General features: G+C 62.2%; 22 protein-coding genes. 15 read left to right on the top strand and 7 right to left on the bottom strand.

Going from position 1 to position 25,649, the window contains the following annotated elements; translation table 11 throughout:
- Positions 1-40: 40 nt before the first annotated feature.
- Positions 41-1,327, bottom strand: a complete 1,287-nt coding sequence (locus HX866_RS19870) for an ABC transporter substrate-binding protein (protein WP_177096776.1) — start codon at positions 1,325-1,327, stop codon at positions 41-43.
- 144 nt (positions 1,328-1,471) lie between these two features.
- Entirely contained in the window at positions 1,472-2,716 is a 1,245-nt protein-coding gene (locus HX866_RS19865; protein WP_177140280.1) for a D-mannose isomerase, read from the bottom strand.
- Between the two features lie 306 nt (positions 2,717-3,022).
- Between HX866_RS19865 and HX866_RS19860 the strand changes: the two genes are divergently transcribed.
- Positions 3,023-3,667 (top strand): AP2/ERF family transcription factor, encoded by a 645-nt coding sequence (locus HX866_RS19860; protein ID WP_177096773.1) that lies wholly within the window; start codon positions 3,023-3,025, stop codon positions 3,665-3,667.
- Here HX866_RS19860 and HX866_RS19855 read toward each other — a convergent pair.
- The 4 genes from HX866_RS19855 to edd all read right to left on the bottom strand — a co-directional run bounded on the left by HX866_RS19855 (position 3,636) and on the right by edd (position 8,903).
- Positions 3,636-5,096, bottom strand: coding sequence for a sensor histidine kinase (locus HX866_RS19855; protein ID WP_177096771.1), 1,461 nt, complete (start codon positions 5,094-5,096; stop codon positions 3,636-3,638). The genes HX866_RS19860 and HX866_RS19855 overlap by 32 nt on opposite strands.
- Complete coding sequence (locus HX866_RS19850) at positions 5,086-5,817, bottom strand: response regulator (RefSeq protein ID WP_177096769.1); 732 nt, start codon at positions 5,815-5,817, stop codon at positions 5,086-5,088. The genes HX866_RS19855 and HX866_RS19850 overlap by 11 nt, the downstream gene beginning before the upstream one ends.
- Positions 5,818-6,120: 303 nt before the next feature.
- Positions 6,121-7,080, bottom strand: a complete 960-nt coding sequence (locus HX866_RS19845) for a glucokinase (protein WP_177096766.1) — start codon at positions 7,078-7,080, stop codon at positions 6,121-6,123.
- Positions 7,077-8,903 (bottom strand): phosphogluconate dehydratase, encoded by a 1,827-nt coding sequence (gene edd / locus HX866_RS19840; protein WP_177096764.1) that lies wholly within the window; start codon positions 8,901-8,903, stop codon positions 7,077-7,079. Before edd ends, HX866_RS19845 begins: the two co-directional genes overlap by 4 nt.
- A gap of 213 nt (positions 8,904-9,116) precedes the next feature.
- Here edd and gap point away from each other — a divergent pair, with 213 nt between their 5' ends.
- The 10 genes from gap to HX866_RS19790 all read left to right on the top strand — a co-directional run bounded on the left by gap (position 9,117) and on the right by HX866_RS19790 (position 18,750).
- Positions 9,117-10,118 carry a type I glyceraldehyde-3-phosphate dehydrogenase gene (gene gap, locus HX866_RS19835; protein ID WP_121134098.1) on the top strand — a complete coding sequence of 334 codons (1,002 nt, stop codon included), beginning with the start codon at positions 9,117-9,119 and terminating at the stop codon, positions 10,116-10,118.
- 35 nt (positions 10,119-10,153) lie between these two features.
- Positions 10,154-10,618: a methylglyoxal synthase gene (locus HX866_RS19830; RefSeq protein WP_177140279.1), complete on the top strand. Its 465-nt coding sequence runs from the start codon at positions 10,154-10,156 to the stop codon at positions 10,616-10,618.
- A 144-nt stretch (positions 10,619-10,762) separates the two neighbouring features.
- Positions 10,763-11,053: a nucleotidyltransferase family protein gene (locus HX866_RS19825; protein ID WP_177096760.1), complete on the top strand. Its 291-nt coding sequence runs from the start codon at positions 10,763-10,765 to the stop codon at positions 11,051-11,053.
- On the top strand, positions 11,050-11,331 hold the full coding sequence (locus HX866_RS19820) for a HepT-like ribonuclease domain-containing protein (protein ID WP_218179722.1): 282 nt from the start codon (positions 11,050-11,052) through the stop codon (positions 11,329-11,331). Before HX866_RS19825 ends, HX866_RS19820 begins: the two co-directional genes overlap by 4 nt.
- 288 nt (positions 11,332-11,619) lie before the next feature.
- Entirely contained in the window at positions 11,620-12,138 is a 519-nt protein-coding gene (locus HX866_RS19815; RefSeq protein ID WP_177096756.1) for an RNA polymerase sigma factor, read from the top strand.
- A gap of 110 nt (positions 12,139-12,248) precedes the next feature.
- The gene (locus HX866_RS19810) at positions 12,249-13,214 is read left to right on the top strand and encodes a FecR family protein (RefSeq protein WP_371319266.1); all 966 of its coding nucleotides are present in this window, start codon (positions 12,249-12,251) and stop codon (positions 13,212-13,214) included.
- Positions 13,215-13,332: 118 nt separating this feature from the next.
- Entirely contained in the window at positions 13,333-15,918 is a 2,586-nt protein-coding gene (locus tag HX866_RS19805; protein WP_177140278.1) for a TonB-dependent receptor, read from the top strand.
- A 115-nt stretch (positions 15,919-16,033) separates the two neighbouring features.
- A complete protein-coding gene (locus tag HX866_RS19800; protein ID WP_177140277.1) occupies positions 16,034-16,642 on the top strand; it encodes a biliverdin-producing heme oxygenase in 609 nt (202 codons plus the stop codon).
- Between the two features lie 253 nt (positions 16,643-16,895).
- Positions 16,896-17,303, top strand: a complete 408-nt coding sequence (locus HX866_RS19795) for a YbaN family protein (RefSeq protein ID WP_177096750.1) — start codon at positions 16,896-16,898, stop codon at positions 17,301-17,303.
- A gap of 94 nt (positions 17,304-17,397) precedes the next feature.
- Entirely contained in the window at positions 17,398-18,750 is a 1,353-nt protein-coding gene (locus HX866_RS19790) for a CoA transferase (protein WP_177140276.1), read from the top strand.
- A gap of 3 nt (positions 18,751-18,753) precedes the next feature.
- Here the strand turns inward: HX866_RS19790 and arcD (HX866_RS19785) are convergent, their stop codons facing one another.
- Positions 18,754-20,181, bottom strand: a complete 1,428-nt coding sequence (arcD, locus tag HX866_RS19785) for an arginine-ornithine antiporter (RefSeq protein WP_177096746.1) — start codon at positions 20,179-20,181, stop codon at positions 18,754-18,756.
- A 438-nt stretch (positions 20,182-20,619) separates the two neighbouring features.
- Between arcD (HX866_RS19785) and arcD (HX866_RS19780) the strand changes: the two genes are divergently transcribed.
- The 4 genes from arcD (HX866_RS19780) to arcC all read left to right on the top strand — a co-directional run bounded on the left by arcD (HX866_RS19780) (position 20,620) and on the right by arcC (position 25,614).
- The gene (gene arcD, locus HX866_RS19780) at positions 20,620-22,047 is read left to right on the top strand and encodes an arginine-ornithine antiporter (protein ID WP_177123993.1); all 1,428 of its coding nucleotides are present in this window, start codon (positions 20,620-20,622) and stop codon (positions 22,045-22,047) included.
- 34 nt (positions 22,048-22,081) lie between these two features.
- The gene (arcA, locus tag HX866_RS19775) at positions 22,082-23,338 is read left to right on the top strand and encodes an arginine deiminase (protein WP_177096742.1); all 1,257 of its coding nucleotides are present in this window, start codon (positions 22,082-22,084) and stop codon (positions 23,336-23,338) included.
- Between the two features lie 198 nt (positions 23,339-23,536).
- Positions 23,537-24,547, top strand: coding sequence for an ornithine carbamoyltransferase (locus tag HX866_RS19770; protein ID WP_177096740.1), 1,011 nt, complete (start codon positions 23,537-23,539; stop codon positions 24,545-24,547).
- A 137-nt stretch (positions 24,548-24,684) separates the two neighbouring features.
- Complete coding sequence (gene arcC / locus HX866_RS19765) at positions 24,685-25,614, top strand: carbamate kinase (RefSeq protein ID WP_177096738.1); 930 nt, start codon at positions 24,685-24,687, stop codon at positions 25,612-25,614.
- Positions 25,615-25,649 lie beyond the last annotated feature (35 nt).

The raw sequence follows: 25,649 nt of genomic DNA, 5'->3' as shown, positions 1-25,649 counted from the left end.
GCAAGCTCGCTCCTACAGGAGGAGCCTGCGTTACTGATGATTACTTAGCAGACTTGACCGCTGCGCCGAGTTTCTTCGCGGCATCGGCAGGATCGGCTTTCGGGTCGTTGATGTAGTTGGTCACTACGTCAAAGAACGCACCCTGTACCGCCAGCGTGGTCGCCATGTTGTGCGCCATGCTCGGTTGCAGGCCGCCGGTCTTGGCATCTGCCAGGAAGTCTTTCGCCGCTGTCTGGGCGCAGGAGTCGAAGCCCAACTCGGCCATCTTGTTCAGCATGTCGTTGCGAACAGGGATCGAGCCCTTGTTGATGCTGAAGACTTTCTGGAAGTTCTCACCCAGGGCGACCTTGGCGATGTCTTGCTGACCGGCCTTGGTGCCGGCGTCCTTGACCTTGAACACCGCCAGGGAGTCGATGTTGTAGGTGAAGGCTTTTTCGGTGCCCGGGAAGGCTACGCACTCATAGTCCTTGCCCGCGACTTTCTTGGCGGCGGTCCATTCGCTCTTGGCCCAGTCACCCATGATCTGCATGCCGGCCTTGCCGTTGATGACCTTGGCCGCTTCCAGGTTCCAGTCCTGGCCTTTGCCATCAACGTCCATGTAGGTCGCGACTTTCTTCAGTTCGGTCAGCGCCTTGACCATCTCAGGACCGGTCAGTGCAGCGTTGTCCAGGTCGACCAGGGCTTTCTTGTAGCCATCAACCCCCATGACCGACAGGACTACCGCTTCAAACACGGTGCTGTCCTGCCAAGGCTGGCCACCGTGGGCGAGAGGAATGAAACCAGCAGCCTTGAGCTTGTCACCGGCAGCATAGAATTCCTGGAGGGTGGTCGGGGCTTTTTCGATACCGGCTTTCTTGAAGACTTCAGGGTTGATCCACAGCCAGTTGACGCGGTGAATGTTCACCGGCACGGCGACGTAGTTACCTTCGTACTTCACGGTATCGGAGACTTTCTTGTCCAGCAGGCTGTCCCACTTCTCTTCTTTGGAAGTGGACTTCAGGACGTCGGTATCGAGCAGACCGGTAGACGCCCATTCCTGGATGTCCGGCCCCTTGATCTGGGCCATGGCTGGAGGGTTACCGGCTACGGCGCGGCTTTTCAGCACGGTCATGGCGGTAGCACCGCCGCCGCCGGCGACTGCGCCGTCTTTCCAGGTGAAACCGTCTTTTTCTACTTGAGCCTTGAGGACATCGACCGCAGCTTTTTCACCGCCGGACGTCCACCAATGAACGACTTCCACGGACCCTTTAGAGTCGGCGGCCATAGCACTGAGAGGAAACAACGAGGCGAGAGAAACGACAGCGGCGAGGCGGGAAATCGAATTCATCTGTAGTACCTTTCTTGTTGTTATGCATGCAAGTCTGGTGCTTGCGCTGCATGGGATTCTAGTCAAGGCACGACCCTTCGCAGGTAACGAAGGGACGTGCAAATGTCACCGTATGGTTACATGATTTTCGTTGTCGTTATCAGCCTAAGATTGCCGGGCCAGAGCGCTCGCGAGGCTGGGAGCCAGTGGCAGGCCCGGAAGCAGCACCGCTTGAAAGGCGTGATAGAGGTCGGGTTTGCCGCCCCAGATCTTTGCATCGGGCCGATTGTGCTCGTCCAATTCGTGATGCCAGCTGCCCAGGGCATGGTCGATGAAGTACACATCGATGAAGTCCCAGAAGCGCCGATACCAGGTTTCGTACTGCGCTTCACCCGTGCGCCGGAGAAACGCGGCGGCGGTGGCACTGGCTTCGGCATGGGTCCAGTGCAGGCGCTGGCGGACCACCGGGCGATTCTCCCAGTCCAGCGTATAGACGATGCCCGCCGTGCCATCAGCGTGCCAGCCATGACGACAGGCGCTGTCGAACAGCCCACGGGCGTCGTCCAGCAGCCATTCGGGGGTCAGCAGGCCAGCCGCGCGGCGTGCGGCCTCCAGGTGCAAGACCAGCCGCGCCCACTCGAAACCATGGCCGGGCGTCGTGCCATACGGGCGAAAGCCATCCGCCGGGTTGTCGTGGTTGTATTCGCGCAGGGGCTGCCAGTGGCGGTCGAAGTGTTCGATGACCATGAAATCGTTGGCGGCGGCGTGATCGTGGATGACCCGCTCGACAATGCGCAGCGCGCGATCCAGCCAGCAACTGTCACCGGTGACGTCCGCCAGGGCGAGGAAGGCCTCGGTGCCGTGCATATTGCTGTTGGCACCACGATAGGCCTCTTCCTGCTGCCAATCACGGGTAAAGGATTCGCGCAGGGTGCCCTCCTCCTCGTTCCAGAAATGCGTCTCGAGCACTCGGATCGCTTCGGCCAGCAGACGCGGGGCATCGGCGCTGCCGGCGACCACCGCGGAACTCGCGGCCAGGGCGACAAAGGCGTGCAGGTAGGCCGCCTTGCCACTGTTGCCGTCACGATGATCGGGCACCGCATACCAGCCGCCGTGGGTGGCATCGCGCAGCGGGCCCCAGAGGGCAGCGACACCGTGCTCGACCAGGGCCAGGCAGCCGGGAACTCCCTGGATATGGGCCATGGCGAAACTGTGGGTCATGCGGGCGGTGTTCATGGTTTCCGCCATGGCCCCAGCCGCCAGTTGCCCGCGCTCGTCGAGGTTGCCGAAACCTTCGGCCAGGCGCGAAGCCTTGGCAAACGACAACAGCCGCCGACCTTCGGCCAGCAACCAGGCACGATGAGCTGGCGCGTCAAGCCAACTGCTGAAGGGCAGTTCAAGGGTGTCCATCCGAGTACCTTTCTTGTTGTTAAGGCGCGGAGCGCTTATCCGGCGATTCTAGCCAGACATCCCTCACAAGCAGGTCACGAAGCCCCGCGCAAATGTCACCATCCAGTGACAAAAATTCCGAGAAAGCCCTCTTCGGCCCAAGGCTCTGCAGAGTAGGAAAATTGCTGAATAAGTCGTTTCCCTTTCCAATGTAGGAGTGATCCCTAACGTCTTTTCCCACATTGAATCACTCCTTTACTTCGGCGAATCTGCTGCACTTCTTCATTTCAGGTGCGCCCGTCGAGCGCCCAAAAGGAGGTGTGATCCATGGTTACCCCCCATCTGCGCAACTCCCGCCAATGCTGCATCTTCCCGGTCTACAACGGACAAGGCCTGTGTGCCTGGAGGGTCGAGGTCGTGCGTGGTGGCGCCCGTCTGGACGGGTTCTTCAGCTTCGCCGAATGCGGCGGCGAGGAACCAGCCCGAAGCATGGCCGAGTCCTACCGCAATGCCCTGGTGCTGAAAATGCAGCCGTCACTGGGTTATGCCGAGCGCCAGCGCCTGATGCCACATAACACCAGCGGGCATCCCGGGGTGATCCGGGTCGAGACCAACAACACCGGCTACTGGCGGGCCAGCACACGGATTCATGGTTACTGCCTGAGCCGCAGTTTCAGCGTGCGCCGCCACGGTGAAGAACAGGCCAAGCGTCTGGCATTGCATGAGCGGGAACGGCAACTGGCCTTGTGCAATCAGCCCTATGAACAGGCGATGGAAGCCTTGCAACGCTACTTCAGCCAGAGCAACAGCCGCGTACGCGAGCACCGCATCCGTGCCGCCATGGCTCGACCGCGGGAAGTTCAAGGCTCAGTGGATAGCCTCACGCCAAGCCCGTTGGAGCCAGCGCTGAACATCAGTGCGGAACAGGCGTTCCTGTCGATCAGTCGGCATTTCGCGGCAAGTACAAAGTAACCCGCAGCCCACCTTCGCGCAGGTTCTGCAGGCTCACTTCGCCGCCGTGGCTGTGGGCGATATTGCGCGCGATGCCGAGCCCCAGGCCGTAGCCCTGTTGCTGGCCGGACAAACGAAAGTGCGGTTCGAACACTTGCTCCAGACGTTGCTCGGGCACTCCGGGACCTTCGTCATCGACGTGCAGCACAAAGGCCTCGTCGTCGTCTTCGATATGCAGGTGAGCCTTGTCGCCATACTTGAGGGCGTTGTCGATCAGGTTGCCCATGCAGCGCCGCAGCGCCAGCGGCTTGCCGGGAAAGGCCGCGAAGGCGCGACCGTTCAGCGAGACCCGGCCGTTACCGTTGGGTGGCAGGTAGGGTTCGATCAGGCAATCGAGGGCATGATTGAGGTCCACCGGCTCGATGTTCTCGTGGATATCGGTGTCCTTTACGCATTGCAGCGCGCCCTTGACCAGCATCTCCAGCTCGTCGAGGTCGCGGCCGAACTTGTACTGCAGCTTCTCGTCCTCCAGCAGCTCGACCCGCAGGCGCAGGCGGGTGATGGGGGTGCGCAGATCGTGGGAAATGGCGCTGAACAACTGGCTGCGCTCGGTCAGGTAACGGCTGATCCGTTCACGCATGGCGTTGAACGCGCGGCCCACCTCCACCACCTCGCTGCCGCCGCCCTCGGCCACCGGTCGCACCTGCGCATCACCGAGGGACATGTCCCGCGCCGCCCGCGCCAGGCGCTTGAGGGGCCGGCTTTGCCAGTGCACCAGCAAGCCGATGAACAACAGCAGGAAACCGCTGGTAAGGACGATAAACCACACCTGCTGGGACGGCAGGCCTTCCTCTTCAAGGCTGGTGTAGGGCTCCGGCAGCAGGGAGGCGATGTACAGCCATTCACCGGGAGACATCTGGATCTGCGTCACCAGCACCGGCGGATTGACCGGTTCCAGGGTCAACGCGTAGTGGGCCCAGGAGCGCGGCAGTTCGTCGAGTTTCAGGCCGCCATTGAAGATCCGCAGATCGTCGGGGCTGACGAATTGCACCGAGATGTCCACCTCGTTGCCCAGGGCCTGGCGCAGCACTTCGTGCACGGCGTCGAGCACGGCGGTCTTGCGCGGCGTAATCGGTAGCAGGCGCATATCCAGGGGTTTGTCATTGAGGGTCACGACAAAACGCGTGCCGCCCATGCTGCGCAATTGATCGAGCACCAGCGGACGGTAGGCCAGCGGCAGCGAGCGCAGGTAGCTGACACTGGCGGTCATCGAATGGGCGAGGCTGCGGGCACTGGTGACCAGACCTTCGAGCTGCGTGGCGCGCAACTGCGAGAGCCAGATCACGCTGGACAGCGTCTGGGCGATCAACACCGCCAGCAGGGTCAGCAGCAGCATGCGCCCCAGCAGCGAGCGCGGAACCGGCAAACGCCGGCGCACCTCAGAGAGCATTGGCCGCAGTGACGTTGGCCGCCAGTTGATAACCGCTGCCACGCACGGTGCGAATCAGCCGGGGTGGCTTGTCGGTGTCGCGCAGGCGTTGGCGCAGGCGGCTGACCGCCATGTCGACGATCCGGTCCAGGGGCATCAGGTCACGCCCACGGGTGGCGTTGCCGATGGTGTCGCGGTCGAGGATTTCCTGGGGGTGGTCGAGAAACAGCTTGAGCAGGGCGAAGTCGGCGCCGGAGAGAATCACTTCCTCGCCGTCGGTGTGGAACAGTCGGTGACTGACCGTGTCCAGGCGCCAGTCTTCGAAGGCCAGGACCTCGCTGCCGCTACGCTCCTGGCCGAATTGGGCGCGGCGCAGCAGGGCCTTGATCCGCGCCTGCAACTCACGCGGGCTGAAGGGTTTGCCCAGATAATCATCGGCACCGAGTTCCAGGCCGATGACCCGGTCGGTTTCGTCGGAGCTGGCGGTGAGCATGATGATCGGCACCTGGGCCTGGCGCGGGTGTTGGCGTACCCAACGGCAGAGGCTGAAACCGTCTTCGTCGGGCAGCATGACGTCGAGGATCACCAGATCGCTGGGGGCATCGTTGAGCGCCTGGCGAAAGCCGGCGCCATCGCCGACGGTACGCACCTGGAAACCGGCACGGCTGAGGTAGGTGTCCAGCAACTCACGGATTTCCTGATCGTCGTCGACCAGGAGAATGGACTTACTGAATACGCTCACGGAAATCGTCCTTGTTGTTGTGGGGAGGACTGAAATGCGGATTATGCCTTAAACGATTAAGCCGTGAAGCACGTGTTGCCTGGACTGGCGCCTTCGCGAGCAAGCCCGAATACAGATCAATCGCAAGTCTGGCCGACATTTGTGGCGAGCGGGCTTGCCCGCGCTGGGGTGCGAAGCGCCCCTAAAATCGGCGAATTCGGTCTATCAGATAGATCAAGATAATCGGTTTTGCGACTGCTGCGCAGCCGAGCGCGGGCAAGCCCGCTCGCCACAAGACCCTGCCAGGCTTCAGACTTTCTTAAATCAGTGCCCGAAAGCCTGCTGCAACGCCACTCCCGCGCCAATCAGCCCGGAATACGGAGCCGTCACCAACCACACCGGAATACCCTTGAAGTAATCGCTCATGCAGCCCTTGTCAGCAAAGCTCCTGGCAAAGCCACTGTTGATGAAAAAATCGGCAAACCGTGGAATCACCCCACCGACGATATACACCCCACCGCGCCCGCCCGTGGTCAGGACGTTGTTACCCGCGACCCGACCCAGCCAGCAACTGAACTGCTCCAGCACTTCCCGGGCAATCGGATCGCCCGCCAGACCAGCCGCGGTAATCGACTCCGGGGTTTCCAGCACCGGCACATGCCCGTCCACCGCGCAGATCGCCCGGTACACCCGTGGCAAGCCGCCGCCACTCAAGGCGGTCTCGGCGCTGACATGGCCGATTTCACTGTGGATATGCTGCCAGAGCTGGGTTTCACGCGGGCTGCTCAGGGGCAGGTCGACATGCCCACCCTCCCCCGGCAACGCCATGAAGTGCTGCTCGCCCAGATGCAGCAGAGTCCCCACGCCGAGCCCGGTCCCTGGGCCGATCACCACCGCCGGGCGCAATGGCTCCGGCGTGCCTTCGCAGACCACGCGGTAATCCCCCGGCTCGAGCCGGGTCATGCCCAGGGCCATGGCGGAAAAGTCGTTGACCAGCAGCAGTTCGTCGACCTGCAAGGTTTCGCAGAACGCTCGACGACTCAAGCGCCAGTGGTTATTGGTGAACCGAAACTCGTCGCCGCCCACGGGACCGGCCACCGACAGGCACACGGCGCCGACCGATCCCAGCGCCAGGCCGAGTCCGTCGAGATAGACCTTGATGGCCTCCTCGGGACTGGCATGATCAACGGTCGCCAGGACCTTCACCGAATCCAGGGCATTGTCCTTCCACAACGCAAAACGCGCATTGGTCCCGCCAATATCCCCAACCAACGCCAACTTCATTCAAGGTGCTCCAGGGCCGAAGTGAACGCGCTGGCGCCCTGCTCCGCCGAGCTGAAGGCCATACGCATGAAGCCGAAGAGTTCACGGCCACAGCCGATATTATTACCCAACAAACCGACCGCAGGCTCGCGCGCAGCGAATTCGGCGTCGTCCACCAGCACCCGCAAGGTGCCCTTGACCCCGTCCACGCGAATCACATCGCCGTCGCGCACCCGCGCCAGCGCCCCGCCCACATGGGCTTCGGGGCAGACATGGATGGCCGCCGGGATCTTGCCCGAAGCCCCGGACATCCGTCCGTCGGTGACCAGCGCGACCTTGAAGCCACGGTCCTGCAACACACCGAGGAACGGGGTCATCTTGTGCAGTTCCGGCATGCCGTTGGAGCGCGGCCCCTGGAAGCGCATCACCGCGACAAAATCCTTTTCCAGCAAACCGGCCTTGAAGGCATCGGCCAGGTCCTGCTGGTCCTGGAACACCACCGCCGGCGCTTCGACGATCTGGTGCTCTGGCGCCACGGCGGAGACTTTCATCACGCCACGACCGAGGTTGCCTTCCATGACGCGCAGACCGCCCTCGGGGGAGAACGCGCGGGCCACCGGACGCAGGATATTTTCGTCGAGGCTTTCGATCGGGCCTTCGCGCCAGACCAGTTGGCCATCCTGCAGGAACGGCTCCTGGGTGTAGCGGCTCAGGCCATGACCGACCACGGTGTTGACGTTTTCGTGGAGCAGGCCGGCTTCCAGCAGTTCGCGGATCAGGAACGACATACCGCCCGCCGCCTGGAAGTGGTTGATATCGGCCTTGCCGTTCGGGTAGACGTGGGACAAGGTCGGCACCACCTCGGAGAGGTCGGCCATGTCCTGCCAGGTCAACTGGATCCCCGCCGCCTGGGCGATGGCCGGCATGTGTAGGGTGTGGTTGGTGGAACCGCCGGTAGCGTGCAGGGCGACGATGGAGTTGACCAGCGAACGCTCGTCGACGATCTCGCCGATCGGCATGAAGTTGCCGCTCTGCGAGGTCATGCGCGTGACCTGGAACGCCGCTTCGCGGGTCAGGGCGTCGCGCAGCGGGGTGTTCGGGTTGACGAAGGACGAGCCCGGCAAGTGCAGGCCCATGACTTCCATCAGCAACTGGTTGGTGTTGGCGGTGCCGTAGAAGGTGCAGGTGCCGGGGCCGTGATAGGACTTCATCTCCGACTCCAGCAGCTCTTCGCGGCTGGCCTTGCCTTCGGCGTAGCGCTGACGGACGTCGGCTTTTTCCTTGTTGGAAATGCCCGAGACCATCGGCCCGCCCGGAACGAAGATAGTCGGCAGATGACCGAAACGCAGCGCGCCCATCATCAGGCCCGGCACGATCTTGTCGCAGATACCAAGCATCAGCGCGGCGTCGAACATGTTGTGGGACAGGGCCACGGCGGTGGACATCGCGATCACTTCGCGGCTGGCAATGCCCAGCTCCATGCCCGGCTCGCCCTGGGTCACGCCATCGCACATGGCCGGCACGCCACCGGCGAACTGGCCGACCGAGCCGATGTCGCGCAGGGCCTGCTTGATCTGCGCCGGGTAGGTTTCGTAAGGCTGGTGGGCCGAGAGCATGTCGTTATAGGACGAAACGATCGCCACGTTGGCGGCGTTCATCATCCGCAGGCTGTTTTTGTCTTCGGTGCCGCACCCGGCCACGCCATGGGCAAAGTTCGCGCATTGCAGCTTGCCACGCACCGGGCCATCGCTGGCGGCGCCGCGAATCAGTGCCAGATACGCCGCGCGGGTGGCGCGGCTGCGGGCGATAAGCCGTTCGGTGACCTCAAGAACGCGGGGATGCATGTGTAGAACTCCAGGCTAACGGATGTGGTGACCTGTGTGTCCTAAGCTGACCAAATGCCTGACGGGGCAGGGCTTTTCGATCATCCGGACCCGTTGATCCAGGTCACTCGTTGTAGATAAGACAAAATATTGCCACTAAAAAGGCTTGTTTTCTATTTTTATGCGAATAATCTTGTAATTCCAACAACAAAACTATGACAGGCGCTTCCCTAAATGACTCTACGAATCGCAATCAACGGTTTTGGCCGCATCGGCCGTAACGTCCTGCGTGCACTCTATACCCAAGGTTACCGCCAGGACCTGCAGGTCGTCGCCATCAACGATCTCGGCGACAGCGCCATCAATGCTCACCTGCTCAAGTACGACACCGTTCACGGTACCTTCGATGCCAGCGTAGAACATGACAACGAAAGCCTGACCGTCAACGGCGACCGCATTGCCGTCAGCGCGATCCGCAATCCGGCCGAACTGCCCTGGGCCGCCGAGAAGATCGACGTCGTATTCGAATGCACCGGTCTGTTCACCGACCGTGCCAAGGCGGCCGCGCACCTGACCGCCGGTGCCCGCAAAGTGATTATTTCCGCACCGGCCAAAGGCGCCGATGCCACCGTGGTGTACGGGGTCAACCATGACATCCTGCGCCAATCGCACCAGATCATCTCCAACGCTTCGTGCACCACAAACTGCCTGGCCCCGGTGGCCCAGGTGCTGCACCGCGAACTGGGCATCGAAAGTGGCCTGATGACCACCATCCACGCCTACACCAATGACCAGAACCTGACCGACGTCTACCACACCGACCCGTACCGTGCCCGTTCGGCGACCCAGAACATGATCCCGAGCAAGACCGGCGCGGCTGAAGCCGTGGGCCTGGTGCTGCCGGAACTGGCGGGCAAGCTGACCGGCATGTCCGTGCGCGTACCGGTGATCAATGTGTCCCTGGTGGACCTGACCGTGCAGCTCAAGCGCGAAGCCACGGCTGACGAGGTCAACGCTTTGCTCAAGGAAGCCAGCCAGCATTCGAAGATCCTCGGTTACAACACCCTGCCGCTGGTTTCCAGCGACTTCAACCACAACCCGCTGTCGTCGATCTTCGACGCCAACCACACCAAGGCCAGCGGCAAGCTGGTCAAGGTCCTGGCCTGGTACGACAACGAGTGGGGCTTCTCCAACCGCATGCTGGATAACTGCCTGGCGCTGTGCAACGCCGAGTAACCGCGGGATAAGGAACAGGTGTGGAGCAGGAACCGATGATAGGGATCAGCTTTACCCAGGCCACCATGGCGGCGCGCAAGCGCATCGCCTTGGTGGCCCACGACCACTGCAAGGTGTTTCTGCTGGACTGGGCCGAACGCCAGAAAGACCGCCTGGCCCAGCATGAGCTGGTGGCTACCGGCACCACGGGTTTGCTGTTGAACAAGCGCCTGGGATTGCCAGTGGAAAGCATGATCAGCGGGCCATTGGGCGGCGACCAGCAACTCGGCGCCCGCATCGCCGAGCAGCGGGTGGATCTGCTGGTGTTCTTCTGGGACCCATTCGAGCCGCAACCTCACGACCCGGATATCAAGGCGTTGCTGCGGGTCGCTGCGGTCTGGAATATTCCCGTGGCTTGTAACGAGTGCACCGCCGATTACCTGCTCAGCAGCCCGCTGATGGAGCAGGCCCATGAGTATCGGGTGCCGGATTACGAGGCGTATCTGGCGGCAAGGCGTTAATGCCGGCCAGCCAGGCCGAACACGATCTCTTATAGGAGCCCGCCTTTAGCGGGTTTTCTTCGTTTTTGTCCCCCGAAGACAGTTCTTGAAACTCCATTCTTGATTGCATACCCTCTTAATGAGTTTTGATAAGGGGAAATGATCATGCGGCCGTCTGTTGTACTCGATATGAATCGAGGCGCAGTACGCGAAGCGACAAGTCGCTTCCACACGGCGAACCCTCGCGTCTTTGGCTCAGTACTGCACGGCACTGACGGGGACGGTAGCGATCTCGATCTGCTGGTTGATGCGCTGCCCGGCACGACCTTGTTCGATCTGGGCGGCCTGCAGGATGAGCTGGAATCGCTACTGGGTGTCCACGTCGATCTGCTGACCCCTCTCGACCTGCCGCCGAAGTTCCGGGCCAAGGTGCTCGCGGAGGCGCAGCCAGTATGAGCGAGAACCGCCTTCCCGATTACCTCGAGCACATGCGGCAGGCCGCGACCGATGCGTGCAGCTTCGTGGAAGGTCTGGCCAAGGATGACTTCCTCGAGGACAAACGTACCCAGCAAGCCGTTGTCATGAGTCTCATCATCATCGGTGAGGCCGCGACGAAAGTGATGGACGGCTACACCGAGTTTACCCAGGCCCACGCGCAAGTACCGTGGCGCAGCATGCGCGGTATGCGCAACCGCATACGGTTAGACGGAAACATGCCCCTCGGACATCTGTAAGTATTGATTTCCGGGGGTATACGAAAGTGTTGTAAAGCCATTCTGACGCAATGCTGCCCACTGTAGGAGCGAGCTTGCTCGCGATAAACGCAAGAGCACCGCAGTGTTCCAGATAACCCACGTTATCGTTGACGATTTTTCGCGAGCAAGCTCGCTCCTACAGGGGTCGGCGTTAGTTCCGACTTACCCGATATCTCGGGCACCATCGGAACCATGAGCATATTAGGACTTGACCTACAAGACAGATGAGAAGCATTATCATTCGCTTACAGTCGGTCCGGTGCTTCCGTGAGTCAGTCCCACTTCAATACTGTCTTCCTCGCCCAGCGTGTCACGCTGCTGCGCACCTTGCAGCGCATGGTCAATAACCCCAGCACCGCCGAGGACCTGCTGCAGGAAACCTACCTGCGGGTCACCCGTGCGCTGAGCGAACGCTCGGTGGATCATCTGGAGCCGTTCGTCTTCCAGACCGCCCGCAACCTGGCGCTGGACCATCTGCGCGCGCTGCGGATCCAGTCGCGTACCCTGATGGACGACGTGCCGCTGGATGTGATGCAGAATGTCGCTGCGCCCCTGAGCACCGCGGAAGACGCCGCCCACGCCGAGCAGATGCTCAAGCGCCTGAGTGTCAGCCTCGGTCAGTTGAGCGCCCGCCAGCAGCAGATTTTCATCCTCAGCCGTCTCCACGGCTGCAGCTACCAGGAAATCGCCGACGAACTCGACGTGTCCCTGAGTACCGTGCAAAAAGAGCTCAAGCTGATCATGGCGATCTGTGTCGGAGTGGCCGAACGCTTGGATCACCCTTAAGCTCTACTACCCGATAGCCTGGATAATCCGTTCAAAAGTCCTACAGCCCTATCGCTCAAAATCATAAGATCGTTGAACCAAACCGTAGCAACCGTTGCCGAGGAACACCCGTGACAGACCGCCAAGACCTGCGCTCTCCCGCCTCCGGGCTGGTGCCGCATGACGCAGCCATGGATCAGGCACTGGACTGGCTGATCCTGATGGAGTGCCCGACGGCCGAGCAGCAGGCCGTCTTCGACACCTGGCACGCCGCCAACCCGCGCCATGCCCAGGCGTATGCCCAAGCCAGCGGTGCCTGGAATGCACAGCCGGTGTTCGCCGCCGCCCAGGTCCTGCAACAGCAACGCCGTCCATCATGGCTGCGAGGCCTGCGCCCGCACTGGAAGCCCCTGGCCACCGCCGCCGCGCTGCTGATCGCCCTCGGCAGTTATGGCAACCTGCCCCTGCGCCTGCAAGCCGATCACCTGACCGTGACCGGCGAACGCCAGCACCTGCAACTCGAGGACGGTTCGAAAGTCCTGCTCAACACCAATTCGGCGTTCTCCAGCAACTTCAGCGAACGACAACACAAGGCCCGGCTGTACAAGGGCGAGGCGTTTTTCGAGGTGGCCGCCGAGCGCGAGCAACCCCTGGAAATCGATGCTGGACCGGTCCGCGCCAGTGTCAGCGATACCAGTTTTGCCGTGCGTTACCTCGATGGCGTAGCCCAGGTGCAGGTCCAGCGTGGCGATGTCGACCTGCGCACCCTCGACGACAGCGCCCGCCTGCGTCTGTCCGCCGGCAACAGCGTAAAGGTCGGGCCCCACGGCTTCGGGCGCCCGGAAAAACTCGATGCGCAGAAGGACCTGGCCTGGGTCCAGGGCCGCCTGGTGTTCGAAAACTGCCCGATGAGCCAGGTGCTCGCCGAACTGCGGCGCTATTACCCCGGCTGGATCGTCAACAACAACGAACACCTGGCCCAGGTCGCCGTCACCGGCAACTACCGCCTGGACAAGCCCCTGGACGTGATCCGCTCCCTGGCCCAGATCACCTCCGCCAAGGTTTCGGAGTACCCGGCGCTGGTGATTCTCAACTGAGAATAATTATTTTTACGCGATAGCCGTTGCTCGTACGTCTCGTTATAGCCAATGCAAGTGATTCGCATTTTGAATCACGCGATACCTATAACGATTCGTCCACCAGGGAGCGCTATCGATGTCCACTCGTTTCACCTCCAAGGCCCGCACCGGCGGCCTGCAACAATGCACCTTGTCCTTGCTGACCGCGGCCATCCTGCTGGCCGGCGCGCAAGCGACGCCGGTGCTGGCCGCCAGTACCGTCGAGCAACCGACCCGGAGCCTGGGCAACTACAGCTTCTCGATCGCGCAACAACCCCTGGTCTCGGCGCTCAATGCCTTCACCTCGATCACCGGCTGGCAAGTCGGCCTGCCTGCCGAACTCGGTCAGGGCGTGGCCTCGCCGGGCGTACGCGGCGCACTGCCAGCGGAAAAGGCCCTTGAGCGCCTGCTGGTCGGCACCAACCTGAGCTACCGCAAAGTCGGCGACAACAGCATCGTCCTGGAAAAACGCGCCAGCGGCAGCACCCTGAACCTGGAGCAGGTGACCATCAGCGCCACCCGCCAGGAGCAGGACGTCAACTCGGTCCCCAACACCGTGACGGTGAAAGACCGCCAGCAACTCGACCGCCAGAACGTCAATACCATCAAGGAACTGGTGCGTGACGAACCCGGCGTCTCGGTCGGCGGCACCGGCCTGCGCGGCGGTGGCATCAGCAACTACAACATTCGTGGCATCGACGGCGACCGGATCCTGACCCAGGTCGACGGCGTCGAGATTCCCGACAGTTTCTTCAACGGCCCCTACGCCAACACCCAGCGCAACTACGTCGACCCGGAAATCGTCAAGCGCGTGGAAATCCTCCGCGGCCCGGCCTCGGTACTCTACGGCAGCAACGCCATCGGCGGCGCCGTGAGCTACTACACCCTCGACCCGGACGACATCATCAAGCCCGGCAAAGACGTCGGCGCCCGCCTGAAAACCGGCTACAGCTCCGCCGACAGCAGCTACCTGACTTCCGGCACCGTCGCCGGGCGCACTGGTGATTTCGACGCTTTGCTGCACCTGAGCCAGCGCAACGGGCGTGAGACCGAGTCCTATGGCGGTACCGGCGGCGATGGCCTGAACCGCACCGCCGCGAACCCGCAGACCGCCCGTACCACCAACGTATTGGCCAAGCTGGGCTGGAACTACAACGACGACTCGCGCCTGGGCCTGACCTACGAGCGCTACAAGGACGATGTCGATACCAACGAGCGCAGCGCCGTCGGCGGCCCGTTCAACGTCGGCCAACCGCTGGGCATGTACCGCTCGCGCATCGGCAACGACACCATCAGCCGCGAACGCTTCGGCATCGACAACAGCTTCGGCCTGAACAGCGCCGTGGCCGATCACGTCAAGCTGAGCCTGAACTACCAGATCGCGAAAACCGACCAGAGCACCCTGGAAAACTACTTCCCGTTCACCCGTAACGTCATGCGCAGCCGCGATACGGTCTACGAAGAGCAGCAGTGGGTCTTCGATGCCCAGGCCGACAAGGCCTTCGACATCGGTGCGACCGATCATCTGTTGACCTACGGCACCACGATCAAGCGCCAGGACGTGACCGGTTCGCGCAGCGGCGCCGGAGTCTGCCTGGCGGTAGGCCGGGGTTGTACCGCCGTGGGCGCCGACAGCCCGTCCGACCGCCTGGTCAAATCCAGCGACTTCCCAGACCCGACCATCGACAGCTACGCCCTGTTCGCCCAAGACCAGATCAGCTGGAACAAATGGACCTTCCTGCCGGGCCTGCGCTACGACTACACCCAGCTCAAGCCGGACATCACCCAGGAATTCCTCAACACCATCGCCGCAGCGGGCGGCGGCGCCGTCGACGGTTCGAACAAGACCTGGCATCGCGTCTCGCCCAAATTCGGCCTGACCTACGCCCTGAGCGACCAGTACACCTGGTACGGCCAATACGCCGAAGGCTTCCGCACTCCGTCGGCCAAGGCCTTGTACGGGCGCTTCCAAAACCTGAGCAGCGGCTATCAAGTCGCACCCAACCCGGACCTGCAACCGGAAAAGAGCAAGAGCTACGAGACCGGCCTGCGCGGCAAGTTTGATTCCGGGTCCTTTGACGTGGCGGTGTTCTACAACCAGTACCGCGACTTCATCAACGAAGACGCCATCGCCCCCGGCTACAGCGAGCTGACCTTCCAGACCAACAACATCAAGCACGCCACCATCAAGGGTGCCGAGTTCAAGGGTCGCCTCAACCTGGACGCCTTCGGTGCTCCACAAGGTCTCTACAGCAAGGGTTCCCTGGCCTACGCCTACGGTCGCAACAACGACACCGGGCAGCCGCTCAACAGCGTCAACCCGCTCACCGCCGTCATGGGCCTGGGCTACGACCAGGATAACTACGGTGGCCTGTTGAGCTGGACTCTGGTGCAACGCAAGAACATGGTCGACAGCAGCAACTTCTTCTCGCCTGACGGCAAGGGCGAGCAGTTCAAGACCCCGGGCTACGGCGTGCTGGACCTGACCGGGTACTACAAGGTCAGCCACGACATCACCGTCAACGCCGGTCTCTACAACCTGGCCGACAAGAAGTACTGGAACTGGGATGACGTGCGCGGCTACGACAGCGTCGGCGAAGCCGGTGTGCTGAACCCGGCCAACCTCGATCGCCTGACCGCGCCGGGCCGCAACGTCTCGGTCAACCTGATCTGGGATATCTGATCGGACTGAACCTCACCCGGCCGGATTTCACAGGGCCGGGGTGAGGTTTTTTTACTGTCGCGCGTCTTCTGATTCGTCTAGTTACACAGCGCCTCTCTTTTTCAAGGACATCGCCATGACCACCCCGGATAACACACCGCGCCCGAGCCTGCGCTCGCAACGCCTGAACCAGATCACCCACGAGCCGCATGCCAAGCTCGACCAGTTGGTCAAAGCCCATGCGCCGTTCGAAACCCAGGCCAACTTCGCCCGTTTCGTGGTGGCCCAGTACCTGTTCCAATCGGAGCTGGTATCGCTGTACAACGACCCGGCACTGATCGCCATCGTCGCCGATCTGCCCGAGCGCTGCCGGGCTGAAGCGGCCAAGGCCGACCTCGCCGACCTGGACACCGAAGTGCCGGCGCCGGTGGCCGGTGCGGTGCACAACCCGAGTCAGGCTGAAGCCCTGGGCTGGCTTTTCGTCTCCGAGGGTTCCAAGCTCGGTGCCGCGTTCCTGATCAAGCGTGCCGTGGGCCTGGGCCTGAGCGAAACCTTCGGCGCCCGCCATCTGGGCGAACCGGCCGGCGGTCGCGCCGAAGGCTGGAAGCGCTTTACCAGGACCCTCGACGGACTGGAGTTGAATGCCGAAGAAGAAGCGGCGGCGGAGAAAGGCGCAATTGACGCGTTCGTGCGTTTCACCGTGCTGCTGGAGCAGGCTTACGCCACGGCGCCGGAACTGGCCTGATACAAAATACTGGGTCAGATCAAATCTTGTGGCGAGCGGGCTTGCCCGCGCTCGGCTGAGAAGCAGTCGTAAAATCAGTCATCTCGGTTAGCCTGATAGACTGCGCTCGCTGGTTTTAGGGCCGCTTCGCGCCCCAGCGCGGGCAAGCCCCCTCGCCACAAACCTCGACCCGGCTCAAGATGACATCGAGCATGGCAATCCATACGGACACCAGGACTTGAGCCAACTCGCTCGGCGCACCACAATTGACACCATGACCCAGCCAAAACCCTCCTCCTCCAAACTCGTCCGCGTGCTCTTCGGCCTGCTCGCCTACGTCAGCCTGGGCATCGGCCTGATCGCCATCGTCATTCCCGGCCTGCCGACCACCGAGTTCATCCTGCTGGCCGCCTGGGCCGCCACCAAGAGTTCGCCGCGCCTGAGCGCCTGGCTGGAAAACCATCGACTGTTCGGCCCGATCCTGAGCAACTGGCGCAACGGCAAGATCATCGCCCGCAAGGCCAAGATCAGCGCCACCGTGAGCATGCTGCTCTGTGCCACGCTGATGCTGGTGATGCTCGAACACGGCTGGCCGATCTATCTGGCCATCGCCGGGATGAGCCTGGGCAACCTGTGGATCTGGTCGCGTCCGGAGCGACTGCCGCTATCCGACGCGTCCTGAATGTCAACCTGTCGCACCTGCGTTATGTGCGCCACCTGACATCGACAATCCCCCGTATTTCAGGTGCAATGGCCCTTCTCACGGAGAGCCTTCGATGACCGATCTGTTGACGTCCATTCAAGCCGCGCTCGATCTGCCCCTCACGTCCCCGATCTTTACCGGCAGCGGCGTTCTGCCTTCAACCTTCGCCGTCACCGATCTCGCTGGCGCCAGCCTCGCCGCCGCCGGCCAGGCGGTGGCCGAACTGCTGCAGCAACAGAACGGACAGCGCCCCGTCGTCGAAGTCGACCGACGCCTGGCCTCCCTCTGGTTCGGCAGCGCCGTGCAGCCGCTGGGCTGGGAAATCCCGCCGCCCTGGGACCCGATTGCCGGCGACTACGCCAGCGCCGACGGCTGGATCCGCCTGCACACCAATGCCCCGCACCATCGCCGCGCCGCCGAACGCGTCCTCGGCCTGGCCTCCGATCGCAGCGCCATGGCCAGCAAAGTGGCCCAATGGTCCGCCGCAGAACTGGAGCAGGCGGTGGTCGAAGCCGGTGGCTGCGCCGCGCAGATGCGCTCATGGTCGGCCTGGCAGGAACACCCCCAGGGGCTGGCGGTGAATGCCGAAGCCCTGGTCCAGCGGGACAGCAACGATAGCCACGGTTCACGGACCTGGCAGGGTTCCCCGGCGCGTCCGCTGGCGGGCATCAAGGTCCTCGACCTGACCCGTGTACTCGCCGGCCCCGTGGCCAGCCGCCTGCTGGCAGGGCTGGGCGCCGAAGTGCTGCGCATCGACCCGCCGACCTGGGACGAACCGGCCCTGACACCGGACGTCACCCTCGGCAAGCACTGTGCCCGCCTGAACCTGCACGACGCCGCTGACCGCGAAGTCTTCGAAAGTTTGCTCGGGGGCGCCGATATTCTCCTCCATGGCTACCGCGCCGACGCCCTGGAGGGACTTGGCTACGATGCCCCGCGCCGCCAGCGCCTGGCCCCCGGGCTTATCGATGTGAGCCTGAACGCCTACGGCTGGAGCGGCCCCTGGCGCAATCGCCGGGGCTTCGACAGCCTGGTGCAGATGAGCAGCGGTATCGCCCAGGCCGGCATGCTCTGGAAACAAGCGGACAAGCCCATCCCATTACCGGTGCAGGCGCTCGACCATGGCACCGGTTACCTGATGGCGGCCGCGGCAATCCGCGCGCTGACCGAACGGTTGCGCAACGGGCTGGGTGGCTCGGCGCGTTTGTCCCTGGCCCGCACGGCGAAGTTGTTGCTGGAACAGGGGGCGGTCAATGGGACCGAGCCTCTATCGCCCCTCGGGACGCGGGACTGGAACCCCTTGCTGGAGCAGACCTCCTGGGGCCCGGCGCGGCGCTTGCTGTCGCCGCTCAAGGTTGGAACGCAGCCTTTGCAATGGGATTCAGGGGCGACAAAGTTGGGGGCTCATCCACCACGCTGGTGGTGATCCTCAAAGCGACAACAGCCCAGCATAGAGCCCATAGGCCGCCAGCCCTGCGCCCACCAGAACGCAGGCGAAAATCCCCTTTTCCAGGGGCGTGAACAGCGGCTCGCCCTGTTCACGCTTGGCCATGGCAAAGAGGATCACGCCCGGCGCATAGAGCAGTGCCGACAACAGCAGGTATTTCAGGCCGCCGGCATACAACAGCCAGATCGCATACCCCAGGGCGACCACACCCACCAGCAGGTCCTTGCGCCGTGCACCGACCGTCCCTTCATAGGTTTCCCCGCGCCAGCACAGCAACACCGCATACGCCGCCGACCACAAGTAAGGCACCAGGATCATCGACGAAGCCAGGTAGATCAGGCTGGTATAGGTCCCCTCGGAAAACAGCGTAATCAACAGGAACACCTGAATCATCCCATTGGTCAACCACAGCGCATTGACCGGCACATGATTGGCATTTTCTTTTTTCAGAAACGCCGGCAAGGTGCGGTCCCGGGCCGTGGCGTAGAGGATCTCGGCGCACAGCAGCGCCCAGGACAACAACGCGCCGAGCAACGACACCGCCAACCCGACACTGATCAGCAACGCCCCCCACGGCCCGACGATATGCGCCAGCACCGCGGCCAACGAAGGGTTCTGCAACTGCGACAGTTGCGGCCCGCTCATGATCCCCAGGGACAGGACATTCACCAGCACCAACAACGCCAGCACCCCAAGAAAACCAATCAGCGTGGCCTTGCCCACGTCCGAGCGTTTTTCCGCCCGACCGGAGTAGACGCTGGCACCCTCGATGCCGATGAACACGAATACCGTCACCAGCATCATGTGCCGGACCTGCTCCATCACCCCGCCGAGCTTTGGATTGCCAAGCCCCCAGATATCCCGGGTGAACAGATCGGCGTCGAAGGCCATTGCGGCGATCACGATAAACATCACCAGGGGCACCACCTTGGCGACCGTGGTCACCAGGTTGATGAATGCCGCTTCCTTGATCCCCCGCAACACCAGCCCATGCACAGCCCATAGCAGCACCGAGGCGCAGCCGATGGCCACTGGGGTATTGCCCTGGCCAAACACCGGGAAAAAGTAACCCAGGGTGCTGAACAGCAGGACGAAATAGCCGACATTGCCCATCCACGCGCTGATCCAGTAACCCCAGGCCGACGAAAACCCCATGTAGTCGCCGAAACCGGCCTTGGCATAGGCGTAGACACCGGAGTCCAGTTCCGGCTTGCGGTTGGCCAGGGTCTGGAACACAAAGGCCAGGGCCAGCATGCCCACCGCGGTGATAACCCAGCCGATCAGCACCGCGCCCACCGCGGCCCGCGCCGCCATGTTCTGCGGCAGGGAAAAGATCCCGCCGCCGATCATAGACCCCACCACCAAAGCAATCAGCGCGCCGAGTCGCAGTTTCTGGGTCGCCCCTGACATATGAACTTCCTTGATCACTTAATTGTTTCAACATTTAACAAGAGAACGGATGTTCACTCGATTAATTATCCGGCGTCGCACTGCGTTTATTCGACAGGGCTAACAAAGATAGGCGTTCAAGATCATAAAACCCTAGTGACTCGATCATTTTGTGGGCTGTGTCGAATAAATCGAGTGCGTTTAAAAAAGGCGTATCAGAAATTTGCACATTCCACAGGATTAGCTAGTTTAAACACCCACGGCAATACGAAACATTCTTTTTAATGATGGCACAATGGCTCTAGGACGGGCCTTTTAGCACGCTACCACCTGCCCCGCGCCAATCACTCAACTCGTTCATAAACAACGGAATGTGCCAATGAACTGATCTGCATCATCCCTCGCTTTTATCCCTGGCCTTACTCTCTAGCCTTATTTCTCCTGGATTGGAGTCATGCAATGTCTGAGTCTCCCGGAAAACTGCGATTAGGCGCGCTCGTCGCTCTGGTGGTGGGTTCGATGATCGGCGGCGGGATCTTTTCGCTGCCACAGAACATGGCCGCCAGTGCCGATGTCGGCGCCGTATTGATTGGCTGGGCCATTACCGCCGTGGGCATGTTGACCCTGGCCTTCGTGTTCCAGACCCTGGCCAATCGCAAACCGAACCTGGACGGCGGGGTTTATGCCTACGCCAAGGCCGGTTTCGGCGACTACATGGGTTTCTCGTCCGCCTGGGGCTACTGGATCAGTGCCTGGCTGGGCAACGTCGGCTACTTCGTCCTGCTGTTCAGCACCCTGGGTTACTTTTTCCCGGTGTTCGGCGAAGGTAATACCGTGGCCGCGGTGATCGGCGCCTCGGTGCTGCTGTGGGCGGTGCATTGGCTGGTCCTGCGTGGCATCAAGGAGGCGGCGTTCATCAACCTGGTGACCACCGTCGCCAAGGTCGTGCCGCTGGTGCTGTTCGTGCTGATCGCGCTGTTCGCCTTCAAGCTGGACATCTTCACCGCCGACATCTGGGGCGTGAAGAATCCGGACCTGGGCAGCGTGATGAACCAGGTGCGCAACATGATGCTGGTCACCGTCTGGGTGTTCATCGGCATCGAGGGCGCGAGCATCTTCTCCTCCCGCGCGGAAAAACGCTCGGACGTGGGCAAGGCCACGGTCATCGGCTTTATCACCGTGCTGCTGTTCCTGATGCTGGTGAACGTCCTGTCCCTGGGCATCATGACCCAACCGGAACTGGCGAAATTGCAGAACCCATCCATGGCCGCCGTGCTCGAACACGTGGTCGGTCACTGGGGCGCGGTGCTGATCAGCGTCGGCCTGATCATCTCGCTGCTCGGTGCCCTGCTGTCCTGGGTGCTGCTGTGCGCGGAGATCATGTTCGCCGCCGCCAAGGACCACACCATGCCGGAGTTCCTGCGCCGCGAAAACGCCAACCAGGTGCCGGCCAATGCCCTGTGGCTGACCAACGCCATGGTGCAGATATTCCTGATCATCACGCTGTTTTCCGCCAGTACCTACCTGTCGCTGATCTACCTCGCCACCTCGATGATCCTGGTGCCCTACCTGTGGTCGGCGGCCTATGCCGTGCTGCTGGCGGTGCGCGGCGAAAGTTATGAACAGGCCCCTGGCGAACGGCGCAAGGACCTGCTCATCGGCGCCATCGCTTTGATCTACGCGGTCTGGCTGCTGTACGCCGGCGGCACCAAGTACCTGCTGCTCTCCGCCCTGCTCTATGCCCCCGGCGTGATCCTGTTCGCCAAGGCCAAGCACGAGCTGGGCAAACCGATTTTCACCAACGTCGAGAAGCTGATTTTCGCCGCGGTGGTCATAGGCGCCCTGGTGGCGGCCTACGGCCTCTACGACGGCTTCCTGACCCTGTAACACCCTGTTTGTTTCGTTCCCTGGAGGATCTGCAATGACCACGGAAAAAGTGAAATACGGCGTTCATTCCGAAGCCGGCAAGCTGCGCAAGGTGATGGTCTGCTCACCGGGCCTGGCGCACCAGCGACTGACCCCGAACAACTGCGACGAGCTGCTGTTCGACGATGTGCTCTGGGTGGCCCAGGCCAAGCGCGATCACTTCGACTTCGTCACCAAGATGCGCGAACGCGATATCGACGTACTGGAAATGCACAACCTGCTGACCGATATCGTCGGCCAGAAGGAAGCCCTGGACTGGATCCTGGAGCGCAAGATCACCGCCAACCAGGTCGGCCTCGGCCTGGTCAACGAAGTCAGTTCGTGGCTGCGCAGCCTGGAGCCGCGCAAGGTCGCCGAGTTCCTCATCGGCGGCGTTTCGGCCGATGACCTGCCGAGCAGCTTCGGCGGCAAGACCATCGAGATGTTCCGCGACTTCCTCGGCCACTCCAGCTTTATCCTGCCGCCGCTACCCAACACCCAGTTCACCCGCGACACCACCTGCTGGATCTATGGCGGCGTGACCCTCAACCCGATGTACTGGCCGGCGCGACGCCAGGAAACCCTGCTGGCCAGCGCCATCTACAAGTTCCACCCGGAATTCGTCAACGCCGACTTCCAGGTCTGGTACGGCGACCCGGACCAGGAACACGGCAACGCCACCCTCGAAGGCGGCGACGTCATGCCGATCGGCAACGGCGTGGTATTGATCGGCATGGGCGAGCGCTCCTCGCGCCAGGCCATCGGTCAACTGGCGCTGAACCTGTTCAAGCACAAGGCGGTGGAGCGGGTGATTGTCGCCGGCTTGCCGAAATCCCGTGCGGCCATGCACCTGGACACCGTGTTCAGCTTCTGCGACCGCGACCTGGTGACCATCTTCCCGGAAGTGGTGAACCAGATCGTCGCCTTCACCCTGCGACCTGACGAGAGCAAGCCTGGCGGTATCGATATCCGCCGTGAAGAAACCAGCTTCCTCGACACCGTCGCCAAGGCCCTCAACCTCAAGGCCCTGCGCGTGGTGGAAACCGGCGGCAACAGCTTCGCCGCCGAACGCGAGCAATGGGACGACGGCAACAACGTGGTGGCCGTGGAGCCCGGCGTGGTGATCGGCTACGACCGCAACACCTACACCAACACCCTGCTGCGCAAGGCCGGTGTGGAAGTCATCACCATCAGCGCCGGCGAACTGGGCCGGGGCCGTGGCGGTGGTCACTGCATGACCTGCCCGATCATTCGCGATCCGATCGATTACTAACTCACCCTCAAGCCTGCCCCTGCCCCCACGAAGGGCCCTGGCCGGATGCAACCCCTGTAGGAGCCGGCTTGCTGGCGATGAACGATAACGCGGTGCAACTGAATGACCGCGGCGCCTGAATCGCCAGCAAGCCGGCTCCTACAAGGCAGCGTATCCAACCTGGACAGGCGGATAACCGATACCCAAGGAGATCCAAACATGGCTTTCAACATGCGTAACCGCAGCCTGCTCTCGCTGATGCACCACACCAACCGCGAGCTGCACTACCTGCTCGACCTGTCCCGCGACCTCAAGCGCGCCAAGTACACCGGCACCGAGCAACCGCACCTCAAGGGCAAGAACATTGCGCTGATCTTCGAAAAGACCTCGACCCGCACCCGCTGCGCCTTTGAAGTCGCGGCCCATGACCAGGGCGCCCACGTCACCTATATCGACCCGGTGTCGTCGCAGATCGGCCACAAGGAAAGCATGAAGGACACCGCCCGCGTACTCGGGCGGATGTTCGATGCCATCGAGTACCGTGGCTTTGAACAGGAAATCGTCGAGGAACTGGCGAAGTTCGCCGGGGTGCCGGTGTTCAACGGCCTGACCGCCGAATTCCACCCGACACAGATGATCGCCGACACCCTGACCATGCGCGAGCACAGCGACAAGCCACTGCACGACATCAGTTACGCCTACCTGGGCGATGCACGCTACAACATGGGTAACTCGCTGCTGATGATCGGCGCCAAGCTCGGCATGGACGTGCGCATCGGCGCACCGAAGGCCCTGTGGCCCCATGAAGACTTCATCGCCCAGTGCAAGGCATTTGCCGAGGAAAGCGGCGCGCGCATCACCATCACCGAAGACCCGAAGGAAGCGGTCAAGGGCGTGGACTTCATCCACACCGATATCTGGGTGTCCATGGGTGAGCCGGTGGAAGCCTGGGACGAGCGCATCGAGCAACTGATGCCGTATCAGGTCAATGCGAAAATGATGAAGGCCTCGGGCAACCCCCGGGTCAAATTCATGCACTGCCTGCCGGCCTTCCATAACAGCGAAACCAAGGTCGGCAAGGATATCGCCGCGCGTTATCCGCACCTGGCCAATGGTGTTGAAGTGACCGAGGAGGTGTTCGAGTCGCCGGCCAACATCGCCTTCGAGCAGGCGGAAAACCGCATGCACACCATCAAGGCGATCCTGGTGGCGGCGCTGGCCGATATCTGACAGTAGACACTATCTACTGTAGGAGCCGGCTTGCTGGCGATGAACGATAACGCGGTGTACCTGAATGACCGCGGCGCCTGAATCGCCAGCAAGCCGGCCCCCACAGGGCTCTCGTGATCCGAAGAAGGACAATCTCCATGCGTATCGTCGTAGCACTGGGCGGCAACGCCCTCCTGCGTCGTGGTGAACCCATGACCGCGGACAATCAACGCGCCAATATCCGTATCGCCACCGAACAGATTGCCAAGATCTACCCCGGCAACCAGTTGGTCATCGCCCACGGCAACGGCCCGCAAGTCGGCCTGCTGTCGTTGCAAGCCGCGGCCTACACCCAGGTCTCGCCCTATCCCCTGGACGTCCTCGGTGCCGAAACCGAAGGCATGATCGGCTACATCATCGAACAGGAACTGGGCAACCTGCTGGATTTCGAAGTGCCCTTCGCCACGCTGCTCACCCAGGTCGAAGTCGATCCCAAGGACCCGGCTTTCCAGCACCCGAGCAAGCCCATCGGCCCGGTGTACGGCAAAGCCGAAGCCGAACAGCTGGCCGCCGAAAAAGGCTGGAGTATCGCCCCCGACGGCGACAAGTTCCGGCGCGTGGTCGCCAGCCCGAAACCCAAGCGCATCTTCGAAATCCGCCCGATCAAATGGCTGCTGGACAAGGGCAGCATCGTGATCTGTGCCGGTGGTGGCGGCATCCCGACGATGTACGGCGAAGACGGCAAGCTCAAGGGCATCGAAGCAGTGATCGACAAGGACCTGTGTTCGGCGCTGCTGGCCGAACAGCTGGAAGCCGACCTCCTGGTCATCGCCACCGACGTCAATGCCGCTTTCGTCGACTGGGGCCAGCCCTCCCAGAAGGCCATCCTCCAGGCCCACCCCGACGACCTCGAGAAACTCGGTTTTGCCGCCGGCTCCATGGGCCCGAAAGTCCAGGCCGCGTGCGAGTTCGCCCGGCACACCGGCAAGGTCGCGGTGATCGGCTCACTGGCGGAGATCGAAGCGATAGTCCAAGGTAAAGCGGGGACCCGCATCAGCACGGCGAAACCCGGCATCACTTATTCATGAGAACCCCTGGGCAGGCCCGTGGTCTGCCTTACTCC

This window comes from Pseudomonas gingeri (genome assembly GCF_013386165.1).
Lineage (GTDB): Bacteria > Pseudomonadota > Gammaproteobacteria > Pseudomonadales > Pseudomonadaceae > Aquipseudomonas > Aquipseudomonas gingeri_C.
Note: the sequence above shows the minus strand (reverse complement) of the source record. Positions and strands in the feature narration are given on the sequence as shown.

Bases quoted from the DNA above. Each gene is read 5' to 3' on its own strand.
- gap (WP_121134098.1), top strand. From the start codon at position 9,117: ATGACTCTACGAATCGCAATCAACGGTTTTGGCCGCATCGGCCGTAAC.
- HX866_RS19845 (WP_177096766.1), bottom strand. From the start codon at position 7,080: ATGAAGTTGGCGTTGGTTGGGGATATTGGCGGGACCAATGCGCGTTTT.
- HX866_RS19830 (WP_177140279.1), top strand. From the start codon at position 10,154: ATGATAGGGATCAGCTTTACCCAGGCCACCATGGCGGCGCGCAAGCGC.
- arcD (WP_177123993.1), top strand. From the start codon at position 20,620: ATGTCTGAGTCTCCCGGAAAACTGCGATTAGGCGCGCTCGTCGCTCTG.
- edd (WP_177096764.1), bottom strand. From the start codon at position 8,903: ATGCATCCCCGCGTTCTTGAGGTCACCGAACGGCTTATCGCCCGCAGC.
- HX866_RS19825 (WP_177096760.1), top strand. From the start codon at position 10,763: ATGCGGCCGTCTGTTGTACTCGATATGAATCGAGGCGCAGTACGCGAA.
- arcC (WP_177096738.1), top strand. From the start codon at position 24,685: ATGCGTATCGTCGTAGCACTGGGCGGCAACGCCCTCCTGCGTCGTGGT.
- HX866_RS19795 (WP_177096750.1), top strand. From the start codon at position 16,896: ATGACCCAGCCAAAACCCTCCTCCTCCAAACTCGTCCGCGTGCTCTTC.
- HX866_RS19870 (WP_177096776.1), bottom strand. From the start codon at position 1,327: ATGAATTCGATTTCCCGCCTCGCCGCTGTCGTTTCTCTCGCCTCGTTG.
- HX866_RS19800 (WP_177140277.1), top strand. From the start codon at position 16,034: ATGACCACCCCGGATAACACACCGCGCCCGAGCCTGCGCTCGCAACGC.
- HX866_RS19860 (WP_177096773.1), top strand. From the start codon at position 3,023: ATGGTTACCCCCCATCTGCGCAACTCCCGCCAATGCTGCATCTTCCCG.
- arcA (WP_177096742.1), top strand. From the start codon at position 22,082: ATGACCACGGAAAAAGTGAAATACGGCGTTCATTCCGAAGCCGGCAAG.
- HX866_RS19790 (WP_177140276.1), top strand. From the start codon at position 17,398: ATGACCGATCTGTTGACGTCCATTCAAGCCGCGCTCGATCTGCCCCTC.
- arcD (WP_177096746.1), bottom strand. From the start codon at position 20,181: ATGTCAGGGGCGACCCAGAAACTGCGACTCGGCGCGCTGATTGCTTTG.
- HX866_RS19820 (WP_218179722.1), top strand. From the start codon at position 11,050: ATGAGCGAGAACCGCCTTCCCGATTACCTCGAGCACATGCGGCAGGCC.
- HX866_RS19855 (WP_177096771.1), bottom strand. From the start codon at position 5,096: ATGCTCTCTGAGGTGCGCCGGCGTTTGCCGGTTCCGCGCTCGCTGCTG.
- HX866_RS19805 (WP_177140278.1), top strand. From the start codon at position 13,333: ATGTCCACTCGTTTCACCTCCAAGGCCCGCACCGGCGGCCTGCAACAA.
- HX866_RS19770 (WP_177096740.1), top strand. From the start codon at position 23,537: ATGGCTTTCAACATGCGTAACCGCAGCCTGCTCTCGCTGATGCACCAC.
- HX866_RS19865 (WP_177140280.1), bottom strand. From the start codon at position 2,716: ATGGACACCCTTGAACTGCCCTTCAGCAGTTGGCTTGACGCGCCAGCT.